We start from the raw sequence: 14,102 nt of genomic DNA on the forward strand, positions 1-14,102 counted from the left end.
GGTGGCGTGGTTATTGCTAACGCTCAAGTAACATTTTGTAGAGGAGAGCCATGAACGCTCTGGGCCGCCTGTCGATTCGCACCCGCCTGTATTTCGGGACGATCTTTTCCTTGGTGCTCCTCGTCGTCATCGGTGCCATGGGCTATCTCGCCCTGGACCGTACGCGGGACACGTTGCAGGTGCTGTTTTCGCAGCGCGTGCAGACCCTGACCGATATGGCCGAACTGCGCACCACACTGGGGAATCTGCGCCGGGCCGAGAAGGACATCATCATCAACTTCAACAACTCGGTCGAGGTGTCGGCCCTGCGCGACAGCTGGGGCAAGACGCTCGCCGCGCTGCGCAAGAGCCTGGCCGACGTGCGGCAGGCCCAGGCGGGGGATGCCGCCTTCGTCGAGGGCATCGACAAGTCGCTCGCCGAGATCAAGCAGTACGAGGCCGGCATCTCGCCCATCTTCGAGCAGATCGAGCGCGCGCAGATCGACGGGGCTGGGGGCGGCGCCTATGCCGACCGCCTCAAGCAGCACATGGAGGCCACTGACCAGCTGTTCGCCAGCCTGGCCACCACCGCGCGCCAGCAGATGGAGGAGGCGCGCCAGGGCGTGGAGGCGCGCACGGCCTTCATGTCGGCCGCGATCGGCGGCGGGCTCCTGCTGGGGCTGGCGGTGCTCATTCCGTTGACCTTCTTCAGCGTGCGCTCCATCACGCAATCGCTGGCCCAGGCGCGCGATCTGGCCGAGCGCATCGCCAGCGGCGATCTGTCGCACGAGGTGCATGCCACGCAGCAGGACGAGGTGGGCCAGTTGGTGACCGCCATGGGCCGCATGCAGGATTCGCTGCGCGGACTGGTGCGGCAGGTGCAGGAAGCGTCGGGCAGCATCTCGACGGCCAGCACCGAGATCGCCTCGGGCAACCACGACCTGAGCCAGCGCACCGAGCAGACGGCCGCCAACCTGGAAGAAACCGCGTCGTCCATGGAGCTGCTCACCAGCACCGTGCAGCAGAGCGCGCAGTCCGCGCGCCAGGCGAGCGAATTCGCCACCACCGCGGCCGAGGTGGCCGCGCGCGGCGGCGCCGTGGTGTCGCAGGTGGTCAGCACCATGGGGCAGATCACCGACAGCTCGCGCAAGATCGCCGACATCACCGGCGTGATCGATTCCATCGCCTTCCAGACCAACATCCTGGCGCTGAACGCCGCGGTGGAAGCCGCTCGCGCCGGCGAGCAGGGCCGGGGCTTCGCCGTGGTGGCCAGTGAGGTGCGCAGCCTGGCGCAGCGCAGCGCCGAAGCAGCCAAGGAGATCAAGGGCCTCATCGGCTCGTCGGTGGACCGCGTGGAAGACGGCTCGCGACTGGTGAGCGAGGCCGGGGCGACCATGAACGAGATCGTGGGCAGCGTGCGCCGGGTGTCGGACATCATTTCCGAGATCACGGCCGCGTCGTCCGAGCAAAGCGACAACATCGGGCAGATCAGCCAGTCGGTGAGCCAGCTCGACCAGATGACGCAGCAGAACGCCGCGCTGGTGGAGGAGTCCACCGCCGCATCGGAATCGTTGCGCGACCAGGCCAACCAGCTCACCCAGGCCGTGAGCCAGTTCAAGCTGAGCGATGCCGCCGAAACCGCCCCGGCGGGCCGGATCGCCGCGCGTGCCCCTGCCCACCCTGCCAGCGGGTTGCCGCCCGCTGTGGCGCAAGCCAAGGCGCTGCAGCTGCGCTGAGTGCCGTCGATGGGGGCGGGGCAGGCTAGTGTCCTGTCCCGTTAATTCGCCCGCATAGTCTGGCGAGTTTTTCGAGGATGGAGTCTGCTGTAGCTGTCCAAGTAAACGGCTGGCAGGACTGGTTGTAATTCGCGATGAATGTGTCGATCTTGTTGATCAGATCCTTCACGCTGGTGAACGAGCCACGGCGGATTGCCCGCGTGGTGATGATCGAGAAGAAGCGCTCGACCTGATTGAGCCAGCTTGAATAGGTCGGAACGAAGTGCATGTGCCAGCGAGGCCGCTCGGCCAACCAAGCGCGCACCTTTGGATGCTTGTGGCTGGCGTAGTTATCAGCTATGCAGTGCACATCCAGTTCGTCGGGCACTGCCTTGTCGATGGCGCGCAGGAAGGCAAGGAACTCTTGATGACGATGCCGGGGCCGGCACTGCGCGATCACTTGGCCATTCATCACGTTCAGGGCCGCGAACAAGGTGGTGGTGCCGTGGCGCACGTAGTCGTGCGTGACACCTTCGACATAGCCAAACCCCATTGGCAGCATCGGCTGCGTACGCTCCAAAGCTTGGCATTGGCTCTTCTCGTCCACGCACAGCACCAGCGCGTTGTCAGGTGGGTTCAGGTACAGCCCCACAACGTCGCGCAGCTTCTCGATGAACAGCGGATCGGTCGACAGCTTGAAGCTGTCGGCCCGGTGCGGCTTGAGGTTGAAGGTCTGCAGATAGCGCGCCACCGTGCTCTTGCTGATGCCCGTATCGGCGGCCAGCGTGCGGGTGCTCCAGTGGGTACCCCCATCAGCAGGCTTGGTGTGCAACGTCTTGGTAATCAACTCAGCAACACGCTCGTCATCTACCGTGCGGGGGCGACCCGGGCGCAACTCGTCGTAAAGCCCTGCAATGCGATGGCGCGCATAGCGCCCGCGCCACTTGGTGACAGTGCTACGACTGATCCCCAGAGCCTGCGCAACCGCGGTGCTGGCTTTATCTGTGCCTTCGCAAGTCAGCACGATGCGCGCCCTGAGCGACAACGCCGCTGGCAGCGAACGTGATCGCGCCATGGACGTCAGTTCCGCGCGCTCCACTTCACTAAGCGCAATTTCTGTTCGGGTCGTTGCATTGGGCATGGCGGCACCTCAAGGATGGCCCGAAACCATGCAGCTATCGTGCCTGCGAATTAACGGGACAGGACACTAGTGCCCTGCGCCGCCTGCCCATTCAAGCCGTGCATGCCTCTGCGGATGCATTTCGTTGCCGGTGTGCAGCGTGTGCAAACCTGTGGCAACCGCGGGAAAACCTCCGGTAAAGCAGGGCCGCCCCGGGACCGGGCCCCGGCAAATTGCGGCACCATGCGGGCATGTTCAACCTTTTCGAAAGGCTGGAAATGTCGCGAGACGCTTCGACCCTGCATTCCTTCCCCGGCCGCGCTGCCGCCGCGGGAACCCCCATCACCGCTTCGACCGCTCCCACACCCCGCCGCCTGCAGGGCCTGGCCGCCGCGTGCGTGGCCGTCCTCCTGGGCGCCGCATCGCTGGGCGCCGAAGCCCAGCCGCGCGACGACCGGCATGAGCAGCGCCATGGCCAGCGCCACGGCGGCCGGCACGACGACCGCCGTGGCCCGCCGGCCTACCGCCACCCGGGCCCGCCGCCGCAGGCCTACCACGGCGGCCCGGTGTACCGGCCCGGACCGCCGATGGTGCACCCCGGCCATCCGCAGATGCACGGCCGGCGCGGCGTCGGCCCGCAGCACAACTGGTACCGCGGCAGCCGCGTGCCGCCCATGTACCGCTCGCACCATTACGTGGTGAACAACTGGCGCCACCACCACCTGGCGCCCCCGCCGCGGGGATACCACTGGGTGCAGAACGGGCCGGACTACCTGCTCATCGCCATCGGCACCGGGGTGATCGCGCAGATCGTCTTCCAGTAGGCCGCTGGCCTGCACCTGGGCCGAGGGGCCCGATGCCGGCGCACCCCGCCGGTCAGTAGCTGCGGCCGCCCTTGTACATGGCGTGCTGGCGCCGGTTGAGCGTGGCTGCCTCGCCCAGGCGCGCCATGGCCGCCCCCGCATGCGCGTGGGTGATGGCCATGCCCAGCGCATCGGCCGCGTCGGAGCCGGGCAGGCCCGGCAGGTGCAGCAGCCGTCGCACCATCTCCTGCACCTGGGTCTTGGCGGCCCGGCCGTGGCCGACCACGGCCTTCTTCATCTGCAGCGCGGTGTACTCGGCCACCGGCAGGTCGCTGGCCACCAGCGCGGTGATGCAGGCGCCCCGCGCCTGGCCCAGCAGCAGGGTGGACTGGGGGTTCACGTTCACGAAGACGATTTCCACCGTGGCCACGTCGGGCTGGTAGCGCGCCACCACCTCGGTGATGCCGTCGAACAGCACCTTGAGCCGGCCCGGCAGGTTGCCCAGTGCGAGCGCCGTGGTGCGGATCGTGCCGCTCGCGACGTAGCTCAGCGCGTGGCCGTCCACATCCACCACGCCGAAGCCGGTGGTCTGCAGGCCGGGGTCGATTCCCAGGATTCGCATGTGCTCACTTATTCATAGCATCGAGGGCAATAAGTTCTAGGGCATGGGGCCGATTTCGCCTACAAGCCGAAGTACCAGCGCACGGAGTGGAAGAACACCGGCGCCGCAAAGCACAGCGCGTCCACCCGGTCAAGCAACCCGCCCGCGCCCGTGACCGACTGGCCCTGCATGCCCCAGCTGGTGATGCCGCGGTCGCGCTTGAGCGCCTTCATCACCAGGTGGCCCAGGCTGCCCGCCAGGCACGCCAGCAGGGCCATGCCCAGCGCCTGCCCCGGCTTGAACGGCGTGATGAACGACAGCATGACCCCGGCCACGCCGCCCACCGCCACGCCGCTGGCCCAGCTCAGCCACTGGAAGCTCTGGCTCACCTGCGGCGCCACCGGCTTGTGGGGGAACCGGCGGCCCAGCAGGTGCTGGGCGATCACGCCGGCCTGCACCACCACGACCAGGAAGAACACCAGGAAGGCGCCCTTGCCCTCGTAGCCCGGAAAGTCGAGCAGCAGCAGCGCGGGCACATGGCTCATGCCGTACACGCACACCATGATCCCCCACTGCAGCTTGGCGTTGCGCTCCAGGAAGCGCTCGGGGTCGTTGGCGAGCGCGCTGGCCACTGGCAGCGCGAGAAAGACGTACACCGGGATGAACACCGTGAACAGGTCGAACTTGCGCGTGCCCACGAGGATGAACTGCAGCGGCAGCACCACGAAGAAGGCCAGCACCAGGCTGCGGTGGTCGCCCCGGCGCGTGGGCGAGAGGGTGATGAACTCGCGCAGCGCGAAGAACGCCACGATGGCGAAGAGCACCGTGGCCACGGTATCGCCCAGGGCCCAGCCCACCCAGAACACGGTGGCCATGAACCAAGAGGTCTTGAGCAGGCTCCAGAAGCGCCGCCATTCCTGCTGGTGCGCCTCGTGCTCGGCCTGGTCCTGCACGCCGGTGCCGCGCGCCTCGCGCAGCGTCTGGAAGAAGGCGTAGAGGGTGACCAGCGAGAGCAGGCCAAACATCGCGACGAAGAGCGCGCCGATCTGCTGCGTGGTGGTGAGGTTGCGAAGGAAATCGTTCATCTCAGACCTCCCGCAGCGCGATGACGGCGCGGCGCGCGCGGTCCAGGAACGGGCGGCGCTCCTCGCCGGGCTCGACCTGGATCGGGGCGCCGAAGGTCACCGAGCACAGGATGGGCACGGGCACCACTTCGCCCTTGGGCATCACGCGCTGCACGTTGTGGATCCAGGCCGGCACCAGCACCGCCTGCGGGAACATCAGCGCCAGCTTGTACAGGCCCGACTTGAAGGGCTGGGGCTCGTCGCCGTGGCCGCGCGTGCCCTCGGGAAAGATCACGATCGAATCGCCGCTGGACAGCGCCTGCACCAGCGGGGCCAGCGGGTCGTCGGGCGCGAGCGCGGCGCGCAGGGCTTCGGGCGTCGGCAGCGCGGATTCGGCGGCCGCTTCATGGGGTGCCGGGACCGGGGCTTCCAGCGGAGATCCGCTCTGCGGAATGTAGGCCGCGTTCAGGGCGGTTTGGCCGTCCACCGGGGCCGGCGGGGCGGGGTCCAGGGCGGCCGTTTCGGCGCCGGGCGCCGCCGCTGGCGCCGCGGCAGACGTGCCCGACTGGCGGTCCACGTACACGGCGTTGAACACCGCCGAGGTGATCCAGTGCCGAAAGGGCGTCTTGGTCCAGTAGTCCTTGGCGGCGATGGGGCGGGTGATGCTGCGCAACTCCTGCGGCAGCGCGGCCCAGATCATCACCAGGTCGGCGTGGCTCTGGTGGTTGGCGAAATAGATGCGTTGCTCGGCCTTGGGCGGGCAGCCGTACCAGCGGGCCTGGGAACCGGTGAGAAATCGCACCAGCCCGAGGAGGAAAAGGCTCATCAACTTGGAAAGCATGGCGGCGATGATACGGGGGCGTGGCAAAGGGGCCGCGCCGGCCTGCACCGTGGGCCGGCGGGGCCCCGCCACGGGCCGGCCGCGCACCGGGAAGATTCGTTCTGCGAAGTGGAATTTTCCAAGTTCGCGCTTCCCTTTCGCGAGGCCACTTCTAGACTGTCCGTACCGCTTCACCGCGGCGATTCCGCTAAAAAAGCAGGGAGTTTCTCCATGAACGTTTCGACCACACGCCGCCAGGCCCTGGTTCTGGGTGCCTCGGGCGCCTTGCCCATGCTGGCGAGGGCGCAGGCCGGCGCCGACTTTCCCACCCACCCCGTGCGCCTGATCGTGCCGTTCGCGCCGGGTGGCTCGACCGACATCCTCGGGCGGCTGCTGTCCAAGCACCTGTTCCCCGCCAGCGGCCAGCCGATGGTGGTGGAAAACATGGCCGGCGCGGGCGGCAACCTGGGCGCCGCGCTGGTGGCCCGGTCCCCGGCCGACGGCTACACCCTCGAGATCGGCGCCATGTCCACGCATGCCATGAACGGCAGCCTGTACAAGCAGTTGGCGTTCGATCCGATGAACGATTTCGACACCGTGGCCATGCTGGCCTACGCGATCAACGTCATCGCCGTCTCGCCCAGCGTGCCGGCGCGCACTTTCCCCGAACTGCTGGCCTACATCCGCGCCAACCCGGGCAAGCTCAACTACGCCTCGGGCGGCATCGGCACCCACAACCACCTCACGCTCGCGCTGCTGGCCAAGACGGCGCAACTGGACATCGTGCACGTGCCCTACAAGGGCGGCGGCCCGGCCGTCGCCGCGTTGCTGCAGGGCGAATGCCAGATGTTCGCTGGCGGCGCCTCGCTGCTGCTGCCGCATGCGCAGGCCGGCAAGGTGCGCCTGATCGCCGTTACCGAAAAGACCCGCTCCGACCTGCTGCCCGATGTGCCCAGCGCGGCCGAGACGCTCAAGGGCTTCGAGGTCACCAACTGGTACGGCGTGTTCGCGCCCAAGGGGCTGGATGTGGCGCGCCGCGCCCTCATCAACCACGAGATCAACCGGGTGACCGGCCTGCCCGAGGTCGCCGAGCGGCTCAAGGGCCTGGGCATGGTGCGGGCGCCCGTGGACCCGGTTCAATTGCGCGAGATCCTGCAGGCTGACTACCGGCTGTGGTCTTCCACCATCAAGTCGCTGGGAATTTCCTCCGAATGAACGCCCCACACCCCCTGCCCATGGCGCTGAACAGCGTCGATTGGAATGCCATGGAATGGAAGCCCGTGCGCCACGGCATCGAGCGCAAGGCGTTCGGCAGCGAGCACGTCACGCTCGCGCTGCACCGGCTGCTGCCGGGGCACGAGCCGCGCCCGCATTCCCATCCCCATGAGCAGGTGGTGTACATCCTGGCGGGCCAGATCGACTTCTACGTGGAAGGCCAGGTGGTGCGCCTGGGCCCGGGAAGCCTGCTGGTGGTGCCCCCCAACGCCATGCACCACGGCATCGTGGTGGGCGACGAGCCGGTGCTCAATCTCGACGTCTTCACCCCCGCGCGCCCGGAATACCTGGCATGACGGCGGCCCGCCCCGGCGCCGTCGATGAGGCCCCGTCCCTGCGCGAGCGGCTGGTGGCGGGCGATTTCCTGTTCGCCACGTTCGTGAAGACCACCTCGCACCAGACGGTGGAGGTGCTCGCCGCGACGGGCCTGGATACCCTGGTGCTCGACGCCGAGCATGCGCCCTTCGGGCCGGAGAGCCTGGACCGCAGCCTGCTCGCGGCACGCGCGTGCGCCCTGCCGGTGCTGGTGCGCGTGCCCTATCCGCGCGGCGCGGCCATCCAGCAGGCGCTGGACATGGGCGCGGCCGGGGTGATGGTGCCGCACGTGGACTCCGCCGCCATAGCGCTCGAAGTCGTGCGTGCGGCACGCTACGGCGGCACCCGGGGCTATTCGGCCTCGCCGCGCGCCGGCGGCTACGGCCAGCGGAGCATGGCCGACCACCTGCGGCTGAGCGATGCGCACACCGCGGTGATCGTGCAGATCGAAAGCGGCGAGGCCGTGGCGCAGGCGCGGGAGATCGCGGCCGTGCCGGGCGTCGACTGCCTGTTCATCGGGCCGGCCGACCTGGCCGTGTCCATGGGGGCCGACAGCCCGGGCGACCCGCGCGTGGCCGAGGCCATCGCCCGGGTGTGCGCCGCCGGGCGTGCCGCGCAGTGCGCCGTGGGGTGCTTCGTGTCCGATGCCGCGCAGGTGGCCGGCCTGCGGGCGCTGGGCATCGCTTTCTTCGTCGTGGGCTCCGACCAGGCGCTTTTGCGCGCTGCGGCACGGCAGGCCATGGCGGGCGCGCTGGAATCCATCGCCGCCTGACTCCCTGGTACTACATATTGCGCGGGGTGTATGGCGTGCGCCATACTGCCCAACCCGAGACCGAGAGAGAAACATGAGTACCGAAGTCCGTTCCGTGCAGCGAGCGCTGCTCATCCTTCGCGTGATGAATGAGCGCTCCACCTGGAGCCTGCAGGAGTTGCATCAGCGCACCGGCCTGGCCAAATCGACCCTGCACCGCCTGCTGAGCACACTGGAGTCCGAGAAATACGTGCGCAGCGATCCGCACGCCTATGGGCAATACCAGCTCACGCTCGCCGTGGGCAACCTGAGCAGCGGCATCAACGAAAAGCTGCGCCTGGCCGAAGTGGCCGCGCCGCTGATGATCGCCACCACGCGCCAGATCAAGTGGCCGCTGTCCCTGGGGGTGATCGAAGGGCACCAGATCCGCGTGGTGTTCTGCACCATGCCCTACAGCCCGTACGCGATCCGGCCCTCCAGCCTGGGGCGCCGCTACGAGCTGATCCCGTCCGCGCTGGGCCGCACCTACCTGTCGTTCTGCAGCCGGGCCGAGCGCCGCATCCTGGTGGAGTCGGCCAACCTGAATGGCGACGAAAGCCAGAAGATCACCGACCTGTGGGCGATGCGCAAGATCGTGCAGCAGACGCGGCGCCAGGGCTATGCCATCCGCCACGCGCGCAGCAATGCCGAGAGCACGGCCTTCGCCGTGCCGGTGTTCGGCGGCGGGGTGCTGCGCGGCACGCTGGTGTATTCCACGTTCGCCAGCCAGATGGACGAGCGCATGCTCAAGCGCTTCCTGCCCCTGGTGCAGGCCACGGCGGACCGCATCGGGGAAGAGGCGGCCATCATGCCCGGCCAGTTGGGCGAGGCGCTGAACGGCCCGCACGTCTGACCTGTCCGCTTTGGCAGGGGTGGTGCCGCCACCGCCCCGCTCGTCCCCACGGCCGTTTCAGGGCAGTTCCGCCGAGCCCATGCGTCCCAGGATCACGCGCGTACGGCCGGAGAGGTAGGCCGAGCCCGGCGCCTTCTCGAAGCGCTTGGGCTGCGGCAGCATCACCGCCAGCCGGGCGGCCTCGGCCGCGCTGAGCTTCGAGGCGCTCTTGCGAAAGTAGTGCTGCGCGGCGGCCTCGGCCCCGAACACGCCGTCGCCCCATTCCACGCTGTTGAGGTAGATCTCCAGGATGCGCTGCTTGCTCAGCAGCTGCTCCAGCGCCAGCGTGAGCACGAACTCCTGCCCCTTGCGCAGCAGCGTCCGTTCGCCCGACAGCAGCAGGTTCTTGGCCAGTTGCTGGGTGATGGTGGAGCCGCCGCGGATCTTCGCGGTGCGCACCGGTCGGTCGGGCTGCAGCTCCTGGCGCTTGGCGGCCTGGGCCTCGGCGCGGGCGTTGCGCTCCCAGGCCTTTTCGATCGCGTTCCAGTCCACGCCGTCGTGGTTGACGAAGCCGTCGTCCTCCGAGGCGATCACCGCGCGCTTGAGGGTGTCGGCGATCTGGCCGTAAGGCACCCACTGCTGGCGCCATTGCAGCGAGCCGTGGGCGACCTGGCCCCAGGCCTCCGAGCGCTGGAAGGCGGTGGATTCGGGGTCGATCGCCACCATGGCCGCGATGCGGCCGACGAAGAACACCTGCAGCGCCACGAAGGCCAGCAGCACCAGCCCGATCCAACGCAGCAAGCCTTTCATGGCGCGGTCTCTCTCCAGGGCGGGTCAGTGGCCGGCGGCCATGGCGGCGCGCAGCTCGGCCAGCACCTGGGCCGCGGGCGGGCGCACGCCGCGCCACAGGGCGAACGCCTCGGCCGCCTGCTCCACCAGCATGCCCAGCCCGTCGCGCGGCACCGCGCCGTGGCGGCCGGCCCAGTCCAGGAACCCCTGCGCGGCGGGGCCATACATCATGTCGTAGGCCAGGCTGCCGGCCCGCAGCACGTGGGCCGGCACCGGAATGCCGCCGCCGCCCAGGCTGCTGGCGGTGGCGTTGACGATCACATCAAAATCGGCCTCCAGCGCATGATCTTCTAGGGCGTTTAGCTCTGTTTTTTGTAGCAAAGCGAGATCGGCGTGCGCCTGCACCAGCGCCTGGGCGCGGGCCGCGGTGCGGTTGACCACCACGATGCGGCGCGGCCGTTCGTGCAGCAGCGGCCCCAGCGCCCCGGCCGCCGCGCCGCCCGCGCCCACCAGCAGCACGTCGCTGCCCGCCAGGGGCACGCCGGCGTTGCGCACGATGTCGGCCACCAGGCCCAGGCCGTCGGTGTTGTCGGCGGCGATGCGGCCGTCGTCGCCGAAGGTGAGGGTGTTGGCCGCGCCGGCCAGCCGCACCCGCTCGCTGCCCTGGGCGGCCAGCCGCGCCGCGTCGAGCTTGAAGGGTACGGTCACGTTGCAGCCGCGCCCGCCCGCCGCGGCGAAGTCGGCCAGGGCCTGCGGGAAGCCGTCCAGCGGCACCAGCCGGCGGGCATACGACAGGCGCTCGCCGGTGAGTTCGGCGAAGCGCGCATGGATCCAGGGCGAGCGGCTGTGCTCGACCGGGTTGCCCATCACGCAGTAGGAATCCACGGGCGAAGTCATCGGGGTGTCGTGCGGAAGAAAAGCGGCAAGAAAAGTACGGCGCAGGACGTACGGCGAAGGGGGGCGCGGCGTCAGCGCACGCTGGTTTCCAGCGTCTGGTCGCGCGTGAACTTGAAGCGCGAAACCACAGCGATCTGGTCGGCCTTGGCCCGCATGGCGGGGCCGAACACGCCGAACGGCCCGGCCGAGCGGGCGATGGCCTGGGCGCGGTTGTCGAGCAGGCGGTTGCCCGAGCCCTGCACGATCTCGGTCTCCAGCACCGTGCCGTCGTGGTTGACGGTCACGATCATCGTCAGTTCGCCGTAGAGCTTCTTGCCGCCCTGTTCGGGAAAGTTGTCGGTGCCCTTGTCCTCGATCTTGCGGCGCAGCCCGTCGTAGTAGATCGCGTAGACCTCCTCGCGCGTGGCGGGGCTGATGTAGCGCTTCTTGGGGCGGGCGTTCTCTTCGTTGATGCGCTTTTCGATCTCGGCCAGCAGCTTGATGAGCTGGCGGCGCTTTTCCTCCTGCGCCAGCGCGTCGGCGCTCTGGCTGGGCTGGCGCGGGTCGGGCACCGGCAGGGTGGCCAGCTGCTTGCGCAACTGGGCCAGCAGCTGGCTTTGCTGCTCCTGCATGGCGTCGAGCTTGCGCTGGGCCTCCTCGAAATCGTCGCCCACCGCTGTCAGGGCCGAGTAGGGCAGGGGGCTGGTCGCGCGGCCCTTGGCGGCCTCGCCGCCGCCGGCCAGCGACGACTGCGCGATCGCCTGGGCCTTGTCCGGCCGCTCGCTGGACTTGGCGTTGACCAGGATCACTTCCAGCGGCGTGTCCTGGAAGACGCGGTTGAAGCTCTCGGGGTCGATGAACCGCACCGACAGCAGCACCGCATGCACGGCGATGGACACGCCGAGCGCCAGCTGCAGCGTGCTGAATCGTTGGAAGAAGGCGGGCAGTTTCACGGCGCCCGATTATCCGTGCTGGCGCTGGCGCCGGCCTCGGTTTCGTTCACGTCCACCGCGATGGCGATGGGGCCGGCCACGGCCTCTTCGTCGTCCTCGCCCGCCTCGTCGCCCTGCGGCGCGGCCTCGGCGCTGTCGGCGGGGCTGTCCAGTCGCTCCAGCACCGTGCCGTTCACGTCGAGCGTGATCTCGTCGATCTCACCGAGCTTGACGCGCACCCGCGCGCCGCGCGGCAGGTTCTGCGCGCCCAGCACCGGCAGCACCAGTGGCAGCGTGTCGGCCCGCACGAGGAAGCTCCCCCCGGGGCCTTCCTTGAACACGGTGGCCTCGATCTCGGTGATCTCGTTTTGCTGCAGGTACTGCAGCGTCCAGAAGCGCTCCATGCCGGCCTGGTAGCCGTTGTAGGCGCTGTAGGCCGCATCGAAGCTGCTGATGACGGAGAACAGGTCCGCGTCCTTGGGCTTGAACGGCGCGGCCAGCGCGGCGGTCTTGCCGTGGCGCACGCACGCGATGATCTGCCACTGGTTCACCAGGTCCACGTAGCGGCGCAGCGGCGAGGTCGCCCAGGCGTAGCTCTTGACGCCGATGCCCGCGTGCGGCAGCGCCTTGGTGCCCATGCGCACCTTCACGCCGGGCGCCAGGCTGGCCTGGCTGCGGTAGATGCCGGGCACGCCGTGGTCGGCCAGCAGGCCACCCCAGGTGCTGTTGGCCACGATGGCGGCCTCGGCCACGATCAGGTCCAGCGGGGCGCCGCGCCGGCGCGTGGTGATCGAGACGGTCTCGCGGCCCTGCGGCTCGGCGCCGTCGTTGCCGGTGAGGCGGAAGTTGTAGTCCGGCCGGTTGAAGGTCTCGGGCTTGCCGCGCACCACCTCGCGCTGGGCCTTGAGGCTTTGGGCCAGGCGGTACAGAAACGATAGCTGCCCGCGCAGCTCCAGCAAGCGCTGGGGGGCTTCCGGGGCCTGCACCGTGGGGTCGGTCAGCCAGGCTTCGGTGACGATGTGGTCCAGCTGGTCGTGGCGCAGGTTGGCCGCCACGGGCACGCGTTCCAGCTTGGTTTCGGTGCCGGTGACTTCGAGCGTGGCCTCGTCGATGGTCACGTAGAGCGACACGGCCGGGTTGGCGCGGCCTTCGTCCAGCGTGTAGATCTTCACCACCTCGTCGGGCAGCATGGTGATCTTGTAGCCGGGCATGTACACCGTGGACAGGCGGTTGCGCCCCAGCTGGTCGAGCGGCGTGCCCGGCACGATGGCCAGGCCCGGCGCCGCGATGTGGATGCCCAACACCACGGTGCCGGTGCCCAGGCCCTGCACCGACAGCGCATCGTCGATCTCGGTCGTCTGGGAGTCGTCGATGGAATAGGCCTGCACGGGCGCCAGCGGCAGGTCGTCGGGCGGCTGCGGCGCGGTGATGGCCGCAAAGCCGGTGCCCTTGGGAAAGTTGTCGAACAGGAAGCGCTTCCAGTGGAACTGGTAGGCCGAGTCGATGGCGCCGGCCCGTTGCAGCAGATCGAGCGGCGGCAGGTGGGTGGCGCGGCTGGCCTCCACCACGGCCTTGTACTCGGGCGCGTTCTTGTCGGGCCGGAACAGGATCTTGTAGAGTTGCTCGCGGATGGGCTGCGGGCACTCGCCCCGGCCGAGCTGCTCGGCCCAGTCGGCGATCTGCTGCAGCACGAGCTTCTTTTTCTCGATGGCGGCCAGCGCCTGCTGCAGGATCTCGGCCGGCGCCTTCTTGAAGCGGCCCTTGCCCGCGCGGCGGAAGTAGTGCGGCGCCTCGTACAGCGCGAACAGCGCGCCGGCCTGCTGGACGAGGGTGGCGTTCTCGGAAAAATAGTCCCGCGCCAGGTCGGCGAAGCCGAATTCGTCCTCGGGGGCGAACTCCCAGGCCAGGTCGAGCTCGATCGACGCGGCCACGGCCTGCGCCTGGGCGAGCATCTCGGCCGGGGCGGGTTTTTCGAACCGGATCAGCAGGTGGGCGGCCTTGACCTTCACCCGTTTGCCCGAGTCGAGCTCGATCTGGGCGGAGCTTTCGGCCTCGGAAAGGATGCGTCCGGCGAGAAATTTGCCGGCTTCTTCAAACAATGCATGCATGGGCGGGATTGTCCCATGGGCGCCCGAGGGGCCGAACGGGCGGCCCTGCCTATGATCGGCCCTTTGCCTCGGCCAACCGCCCC

The 14,102-nt window shown here is 68.9% G+C and carries 14 protein-coding genes; 6 read left to right on the forward strand and 8 right to left on the reverse strand.

Annotation, left to right across the window (positions count from 1 at the left end):
- Window positions 1-50: 50 nt before the first annotated feature.
- Window positions 51-1,715, forward strand: coding sequence for a methyl-accepting chemotaxis protein (locus tag M5C96_RS03595; protein WP_272567226.1), 1,665 nt, complete (start codon window positions 51-53; stop codon window positions 1,713-1,715).
- A 25-nt stretch (window positions 1,716-1,740) separates the two neighbouring features.
- On the opposite strand, the gene M5C96_RS03600 is transcribed toward M5C96_RS03595, so the two are convergent.
- Entirely contained in the window at window positions 1,741-2,835 is a 1,095-nt protein-coding gene (locus tag M5C96_RS03600; protein WP_272563777.1) for an IS630 family transposase, read from the reverse strand.
- A 230-nt stretch (window positions 2,836-3,065) separates the two neighbouring features.
- Here M5C96_RS03600 and M5C96_RS03605 point away from each other — a divergent pair, with 230 nt between their 5' ends.
- Window positions 3,066-3,638: an RcnB family protein gene (locus M5C96_RS03605; protein WP_336297879.1), complete on the forward strand. Its 573-nt coding sequence runs from the start codon at window positions 3,066-3,068 to the stop codon at window positions 3,636-3,638.
- Window positions 3,639-3,690: 52 nt separating this feature from the next.
- On the opposite strand, the gene ruvC is transcribed toward M5C96_RS03605, so the two are convergent.
- From ruvC to M5C96_RS03620, 3 genes are read right to left on the reverse strand one after another with little or no spacing between them, the layout of a single operon-like run.
- On the reverse strand, window positions 3,691-4,239 hold the full coding sequence (ruvC, locus tag M5C96_RS03610) for a crossover junction endodeoxyribonuclease RuvC (protein WP_272567228.1): 549 nt from the start codon (window positions 4,237-4,239) through the stop codon (window positions 3,691-3,693).
- A 59-nt stretch (window positions 4,240-4,298) separates the two neighbouring features.
- Window positions 4,299-5,303, reverse strand: coding sequence for a phosphatidate cytidylyltransferase (locus tag M5C96_RS03615; protein WP_272567229.1), 1,005 nt, complete (start codon window positions 5,301-5,303; stop codon window positions 4,299-4,301).
- A 1-nt stretch (window position 5,304) separates the two neighbouring features.
- Entirely contained in the window at window positions 5,305-6,123 is an 819-nt protein-coding gene (locus tag M5C96_RS03620; protein ID WP_272567230.1) for a lysophospholipid acyltransferase family protein, read from the reverse strand.
- Between the two features lie 210 nt (window positions 6,124-6,333).
- On the opposite strand from M5C96_RS03620, the gene M5C96_RS03625 reads away from it, so the two are divergent.
- The 4 genes from M5C96_RS03625 (at window position 6,334) to M5C96_RS03640 (ending at window position 9,335) form a co-directional block, all read left to right on the forward strand.
- The gene (locus tag M5C96_RS03625) at window positions 6,334-7,317 is read left to right on the forward strand and encodes a Bug family tripartite tricarboxylate transporter substrate binding protein (protein ID WP_272567231.1); all 984 of its coding nucleotides are present in this window, start codon (window positions 6,334-6,336) and stop codon (window positions 7,315-7,317) included.
- Complete coding sequence (locus M5C96_RS03630) at window positions 7,314-7,673, forward strand: cupin domain-containing protein (protein ID WP_272567232.1); 360 nt, start codon at window positions 7,314-7,316, stop codon at window positions 7,671-7,673. The genes M5C96_RS03625 and M5C96_RS03630 overlap by 4 nt, the downstream gene beginning before the upstream one ends.
- Window positions 7,670-8,464, forward strand: coding sequence for an HpcH/HpaI aldolase family protein (locus tag M5C96_RS03635; protein WP_272567233.1), 795 nt, complete (start codon window positions 7,670-7,672; stop codon window positions 8,462-8,464). Before M5C96_RS03630 ends, M5C96_RS03635 begins: the two co-directional genes overlap by 4 nt.
- 73 nt (window positions 8,465-8,537) lie before the next feature.
- A complete protein-coding gene (locus M5C96_RS03640; RefSeq protein ID WP_272567234.1) occupies window positions 8,538-9,335 on the forward strand; it encodes an IclR family transcriptional regulator domain-containing protein in 798 nt (265 codons plus the stop codon).
- A gap of 57 nt (window positions 9,336-9,392) precedes the next feature.
- Here the strand turns inward: M5C96_RS03640 and mtgA are convergent, their stop codons facing one another.
- The 4 genes from mtgA to M5C96_RS03660 all read right to left on the reverse strand — a co-directional run bounded on the left by mtgA (window position 9,393) and on the right by M5C96_RS03660 (window position 14,019).
- Window positions 9,393-10,124: a monofunctional biosynthetic peptidoglycan transglycosylase gene (gene mtgA, locus M5C96_RS03645; protein ID WP_272567235.1), complete on the reverse strand. Its 732-nt coding sequence runs from the start codon at window positions 10,122-10,124 to the stop codon at window positions 9,393-9,395.
- Window positions 10,125-10,148: 24 nt separating this feature from the next.
- Window positions 10,149-11,000, reverse strand: coding sequence for a shikimate dehydrogenase (aroE, locus tag M5C96_RS03650; RefSeq protein WP_272567237.1), 852 nt, complete (start codon window positions 10,998-11,000; stop codon window positions 10,149-10,151).
- Window positions 11,001-11,071: 71 nt separating this feature from the next.
- Window positions 11,072-11,932, reverse strand: a complete 861-nt coding sequence (locus tag M5C96_RS03655; protein ID WP_272567239.1) for an energy transducer TonB — start codon at window positions 11,930-11,932, stop codon at window positions 11,072-11,074.
- Window positions 11,929-14,019, reverse strand: coding sequence for a ribonuclease catalytic domain-containing protein (locus tag M5C96_RS03660; protein WP_272567240.1), 2,091 nt, complete (start codon window positions 14,017-14,019; stop codon window positions 11,929-11,931). The genes M5C96_RS03655 and M5C96_RS03660 overlap by 4 nt, the downstream gene beginning before the upstream one ends.
- Between the last annotated feature and the right edge of the window lie 83 nt (window positions 14,020-14,102).

The organism is Acidovorax sp. GBBC 1281 (genome assembly GCF_028473645.1).
In the GTDB taxonomy this organism is placed as follows: domain Bacteria; phylum Pseudomonadota; class Gammaproteobacteria; order Burkholderiales; family Burkholderiaceae_C; genus Paracidovorax.

Bases quoted from the DNA above. Each gene is read 5' to 3' on its own strand.
- M5C96_RS03595 (WP_272567226.1), top strand. From the start codon at position 51: ATGAACGCTCTGGGCCGCCTGTCGATTCGCACCCGCCTGTATTTCGGG.
- mtgA (WP_272567235.1), bottom strand. From the start codon at position 10,124: ATGAAAGGCTTGCTGCGTTGGATCGGGCTGGTGCTGCTGGCCTTCGTG.
- M5C96_RS03605 (WP_336297879.1), top strand. From the start codon at position 3,066: ATGTTCAACCTTTTCGAAAGGCTGGAAATGTCGCGAGACGCTTCGACC.
- M5C96_RS03640 (WP_272567234.1), top strand. From the start codon at position 8,538: ATGAGTACCGAAGTCCGTTCCGTGCAGCGAGCGCTGCTCATCCTTCGC.
- M5C96_RS03635 (WP_272567233.1), top strand. From the start codon at position 7,670: ATGACGGCGGCCCGCCCCGGCGCCGTCGATGAGGCCCCGTCCCTGCGC.
- M5C96_RS03620 (WP_272567230.1), bottom strand. From the start codon at position 6,123: ATGCTTTCCAAGTTGATGAGCCTTTTCCTCCTCGGGCTGGTGCGATTT.
- M5C96_RS03660 (WP_272567240.1), bottom strand. From the start codon at position 14,019: ATGCATGCATTGTTTGAAGAAGCCGGCAAATTTCTCGCCGGACGCATC.
- M5C96_RS03600 (WP_272563777.1), bottom strand. From the start codon at position 2,835: ATGCCCAATGCAACGACCCGAACAGAAATTGCGCTTAGTGAAGTGGAG.
- M5C96_RS03615 (WP_272567229.1), bottom strand. From the start codon at position 5,303: ATGAACGATTTCCTTCGCAACCTCACCACCACGCAGCAGATCGGCGCG.
- M5C96_RS03625 (WP_272567231.1), top strand. From the start codon at position 6,334: ATGAACGTTTCGACCACACGCCGCCAGGCCCTGGTTCTGGGTGCCTCG.
- ruvC (WP_272567228.1), bottom strand. From the start codon at position 4,239: ATGCGAATCCTGGGAATCGACCCCGGCCTGCAGACCACCGGCTTCGGC.
- M5C96_RS03630 (WP_272567232.1), top strand. From the start codon at position 7,314: ATGAACGCCCCACACCCCCTGCCCATGGCGCTGAACAGCGTCGATTGG.
- aroE (WP_272567237.1), bottom strand. From the start codon at position 11,000: ATGACTTCGCCCGTGGATTCCTACTGCGTGATGGGCAACCCGGTCGAG.